We start from the raw sequence: 5,259 nt of genomic DNA on the forward strand, positions 1-5,259 counted from the left end.
CTATAGCCCTCACGTCGCTTCGCTCCTCAGGATCAATATCTCTAAGCTCGGTTGCGCCTTATAGGCTAATTTCATGTTACGCTATAGCCCTCACGTCGCTTCGCTCCTCAGGATCAATATCTCTAAGTTCGGTTGCGCCTTACAGGCTTACCTCACTAAGAGCTATAGAAAAAGAGCACACAGTTCACTTCGCTTAGGGCTGCTGGATTCCTCCCCTGACCCGCTTCACGCAGAACTGTTGCTCCGATAGGTATTATATCATAATTTGTTCGATTTGCAAAGGTCCGGTTTTTATTCTTGTGTTTCGGCCTTGGCTGCGAGTTTGGCTTGTTTTTTTCGTTCTCGACCTTGGCGGAAGAAGGTCTGCATGATGGCTGCACATTCTGCTTCCAAGATTCCTGTTTCTACTTCGACTCGGTGATTGAGGCGTTCATCTGCCAAAATGTCGTAGAGACTCCCTGCTCCACCGAACTTCTGATTGGTCGCCCCGTAAATCACCTGGGGAATCCGAGCTAGACCAATGGCACCACTACACATGACACAGGGCTCAATCGTGACAAAAAGCGTCGTATCCAGCAGGCGCCAGCTATTTTCACGCTGATTGGCCTCCTCGATCGCCATGATTTCCGCATGCATGACCGCCCGCTGCAGCTCCTCACGCGCATTATGTCCACGCCCGATAATCTGACCATCCTTGACCAAGACACAGCCAATCGGTATTTCATCATTGGCGAGGGCAATCTCCGCCTCCTTCAGGGCTTCCCTCATAAACATCGCTTTTTCCTCTATCGTGTAGTCCATCTCTTCCTTCTTCCTTTTAGTTTCTTTGTTCATTATACCATAGGCAGCTTACGACTCACAAAAAAAGCCGCCGATTGGGCGACTCTTATGGGAGATTATTATGAAAAAGTTTAGGAGGTTTAAACAAAGTTAGGAGGTCTTTGTTTATGCTTCTAGTATAGCTGGCCTATCTTAAATAAAGCTTAAGTTCTCTGAGTATTGATGATTTTGGAAATATCACCACTTAGAATCTCAAAAATATCTGACAAATTGCTGGCTTACTACTATCCGCTTTGTCGCAGAACCAACTATTGTGGCATCGCTCATCCTTTACGTAACTCAAGGATTTGGTCATAGCGCTCTTCTTCATCAATATGATGGGCTATTTCTAGTACCGTGATCGGCAAAGAAAAGATTAGGTCTCTAACCAGACGACTATTTTTTTCGTCCAAAGCTGATGTCACTTCGTCCGCTAATAAAATATCCTTCTCGCGTAAGAGAAAACGAGCCAACTCTAATCTGACACGCTGACCTCCTGAAATGTTTTCACCATTATTATGAATTTCTACATTCAAAATATCCTGAAATTCATCTATTAAGCCAACTCGGTCCAATACCTCCAATAATTCATGGTCCTGAAAAGGCTGACCAAAAGTTAGATTATAGCGGATAGTATCGTTAAACAGGAAGGGATGCTGGCTAATTAAACCGATATTCCCTTGGAAATGACTCGTTATTTGATTTCCATCATACTGAACGAAAATGTCACCCTCATCACATACTTCTTCTCCTAAAATCAAGCGAAAAAGAGTCGTCTTTCCAGACCCGCTCGGTCCTTTGATTAAGACCTTCTGACCTACTGAAATCGTCGCCGTCAAATCAGAAAAAAGCTGACGTTCAGCAAAACTTTTTGAAATATGATTTAAGCGCAACGATTCGAGATTTTCAACAAATTGATCCTTTGTCTCTTCGAAATCAGGTTCTTCCTCGATAATCTTAAACAGGCGGTTCGCAGTCGGCAAGGCACCTTGGAGATTGGCTGCACTGTACATCAGAGTTTGGATCGGTTCTACCAGCATCCCCGCAGCAACATACATAGAGATGAGGCTTGTAATAGAAATAGAATTTCCCTGTAAACTCAAATAAAAGCCTAAAGCAAGAGGAACAACCTGACTAAAAAAGACCATAAATCCATTAAAGAAAAAAATAATATTATGTGTGAAACAAAATCTTTGGATGGCTTTTTGATATTCTCCGTTTAAATCATTCACGCGCTCTTCATTCAGCCTCATGGCCTGATTAATCCGTAAGGTTTGGCTGCCTTGCATACTATCCGAGACAAGCCCATGTAATTTCGTTCTAAGCTTGGACCAGCTGTCTCCCGAATCTTGTAAACGACGATTCATGATGAACTGAGGAATAGGTCTCATAATCGTAAAAATGACAAAAATAAGTCCTAAGAGAAAATTTTGTGAAACAATATAAATGGCTGTAACAAGGGCGACAAATCCCCAACTCACCATAACATTTATATTTTCCAAATAATTATCGCCCACATATTCCATATCTTGAGTTAGCAGACTAACTTTTTCATCATTGGAAAATTTAGGATTCAATATGACTTTCTTAAATAAAAGGGCACGGACACTTTTGTTGATTTCTCTTCGGAATATATTGTGCGAATGGTTTGAAAACAGCATCAGACTATAAATAACAAGATAGACAGACAAACCAAATAAAACAAAATTGAGAATTTTTCCATAAGAAAGGCCGTCTTGATCTAACTTCAAGGCCTTCGTTAAAATCAGAGGTTGCGCCAACACCAAACCACTATTCACAATACGCCCTAAAAAAATAGGAAAAAGATACTTCTTATCAATGTACTTATAAATATTTCTCATAATTATCATCCATCAAAATAGAGGGCTAGCACAACCCTCTTCTCTAATTTATTTAAAATCGTGATTATTTACAATCACAATTATAGTTAAATACTCTAGGTTTAGCATTCATTTTGTCATCGAATTTGTTATTCACTTTAACCTTCACCGAAAATTACAATCTCCATGTGTCAAAATTGTTAGTTCCAATAATTCAGCATCTGTATCGCTTATTTTAGATAGATACTTTTCGACCTCATACTCACCCTCACTTAAATATTTATTTTTATCAAGATAAGCATGAAACTCTTTCCTAATCACATCATTGCTGTCGACTACTCTATTCAATTCATTCGTAAGAAAAAATGAATGATTGGTTTTAGTATTAAAATACAACGTACCATCATCAGTACTATATTTTAATATATATCGTGACAAATTCATATTATCACCTCTTAATCTGTGTGACTTAACCTACAGTAAGTATACACCGATAGAAATATTAAATAAAGCAATATTCAGCAGATTAGAAAAGTTCCAACTTTTAATATTTTGGAAAAGGTTATCCTATAAAAGCTGCAATTTCGCCAACTTCTTGAGCAATATAGGTGGCGCCGGCTTCTTCCAATTCTTCCCTGCTTCCAAAGCCATAAAGGACACCGATAGAATCAAGCTTTTGCGCTTGAGCGCCAAGCACATCGTGCTCCCTGTCTCCAATCATGATGGTATGCGCCAAATCTGTAATCCCATTTTGCTCCAAGGCATACTGGATAACATCGCTTTTTTTACTACGTTTTCTATCCATGGTCGCACCAGCGACAAAGTCAAAATAATCATACAAACCAAAGTGTTTGAGAATTTGAATGGAAAATTCTTCAGGCTTTGACGTAGCTACAATCAACTGTTTGCCAGCCTGCTTGAGAGAAGCCAGCAAGTCAGGAACGCCTAGATAGACCTCATTTTCATAAAGGCCTTTTTCGGAAAAATACTCATGATAGTAGTCAATGGCCTTTAAACATTCTTCCTTAGAAAATCCATAAAAGCGCTCAAAAGACTCCTGCAAGGGCGGACCGATGAAAACTCTCAATGCTTTCTTGTCTGGCACTTGAATCCCATATTTTCCTAAGGCATAGGCCACCGAGTTGGTAATCCCTAGTTCTGAATTGGTCAAGGTGCCGTCTAGGTCAAATAAAATCGTTTGATACATTTTTTCCTCTTTCTGCTTTCAAAAAGAGGCTGGGACAAAAGTCCTAGCCTCTCAATTGTCTTTGGATTGTCGAGCAAGACGCAGTGGTTGAGTGGGCTCTACTACGCTGATTTCATCAGCTTTTACAGCCCTACTCAACTGTGCGGAGGTGGGACGATGAAATCGAATTCTAACGAATGACTGATTTCTGTCTCACTCTCTTTTTTAAATTATTTACTTGACCAGACACTTTCAAGGATATTGGTTTGGTCACGATCTGGTCCGACTGAGAAGGTTGAAATGCGCACACCAACCAATTCACCGATCCGGCGGACATAGTTGCGGGCATTTTCTGGAAGCTCATCCAAGTGGCGCACACCGGTGATGTCTTCTGACCAACCTGGCAATTCTTCATAGATTGGTTTGCAACGTTTGAGTTGCTCCAAGCTGGCTGGATAGTGATCAATGCGTTCGCCATCTAAGTCGTAGGCCACACAGATTTTCACTGTATCTAGACCACTCAAAACGTCAATGGAGTTGAGGGAAAGGTTGGTAATTCCTGATACGCGGCGGCTGTGGCGCATAACAACGGAGTCAAACCAGCCCACCCGACGCGGACGGCCAGTCGTTGTACCGTATTCATGCCCCACTTCACGGATGCGCTCGCCCACTTCATCAAACAGCTCTGTTGGGAATGGTCCATCACCGACACGGCTAGTGTAGGCTTTACATACACCGACAACCTTGTCGATCTTGCTTGGGCCGACACCTGATCCGATGGTCACCCCACCTGCAACAGGGTTTGATGAAGTAACAAACGGATAAGTTCCTTGGTCGATATCCAGCATAACCCCTTGAGCTCCTTCGAAGAGCACGCGCTTGCCGTTATCCAAAGCATCGTTCAAGATGACAGAAGTATCGGTTACATATTGCTTGATTTGTTGACCATATTCATAGTATTCTTCGAAGATATCGTCAAATGACAGAGCCTCTGCATCATAGAGTTTGGTAAATTGACGGTTCTTTTCTTCCAAGTTGATGCGAAGACGTTCCGCAAAGACGTCGCGGTCCAAAAGGTCCGCAATCCGGATTCCCACACGCGCAGCCTTGTCCATGTAGGCTGGTCCAATCCCTTTGATGGTCGTTCCGATTTTGTTGTCGCCTTTAGACTCTTCTTGGAGACGGTCCAATTCGATATGGTAAGGAAGGATGACATGGGCACGGTCAGAGATGCGAAGGCTGTCCGTTGATACTCCTTCTTCATGGAGATAAGCCAACTCTTTGACCAATGATTTAGGGTTGACCACCACGCCGTTTCCGATGACAGAGATCTTTTCAGGGAAGAAGATACCAGAAGGAATCAAGTGCAACTTGAACTTTTTGCCGTCGATTACGATGGTGTGTCCGGCATTG

5 protein-coding genes and 1 other RNA gene are annotated in these 5,259 nt (G+C 42.1%); all 6 read right to left on the reverse strand.

All coding sequences use genetic code 11. The annotated features are described in order from the left end of the window. Positions 1–157 precede the first annotated feature (157 nt). An RNA gene (ffs, locus tag PAN06_RS12805) (signal recognition particle sRNA small type) lies at positions 158–252 on the reverse strand. Between the two features lie 39 nt (positions 253–291). Next, the gene (tadA, locus tag PAN06_RS12810; protein ID WP_003016809.1) at positions 292–801 is read right to left on the reverse strand and encodes a tRNA adenosine(34) deaminase TadA; all 510 of its coding nucleotides are present in this window, start codon (positions 799–801) and stop codon (positions 292–294) included. 302 nt (positions 802–1,103) lie between these two features. Further along, entirely contained in the window at positions 1,104–2,681 is a 1,578-nt protein-coding gene (locus PAN06_RS12815; protein ID WP_049498605.1) for an ABC transporter ATP-binding protein, read from the reverse strand. Between the two features lie 144 nt (positions 2,682–2,825). Next, complete coding sequence (locus tag PAN06_RS12820; protein WP_003009004.1) at positions 2,826–3,104, reverse strand: hypothetical protein; 279 nt, start codon at positions 3,102–3,104, stop codon at positions 2,826–2,828. Between the two features lie 118 nt (positions 3,105–3,222). After that, entirely contained in the window at positions 3,223–3,867 is a 645-nt protein-coding gene (locus PAN06_RS12825; RefSeq protein ID WP_003002091.1) for an HAD family hydrolase, read from the reverse strand. A 209-nt stretch (positions 3,868–4,076) separates the two neighbouring features. Next, positions 4,077–5,259 (reverse strand): adenylosuccinate synthase (locus PAN06_RS12830; RefSeq protein ID WP_269796516.1); only part of this gene is annotated, 1,183 nt, incomplete at its 5' end.

The sequence above is a fragment of the Streptococcus sp. SM3 genome (assembly GCF_027497875.1).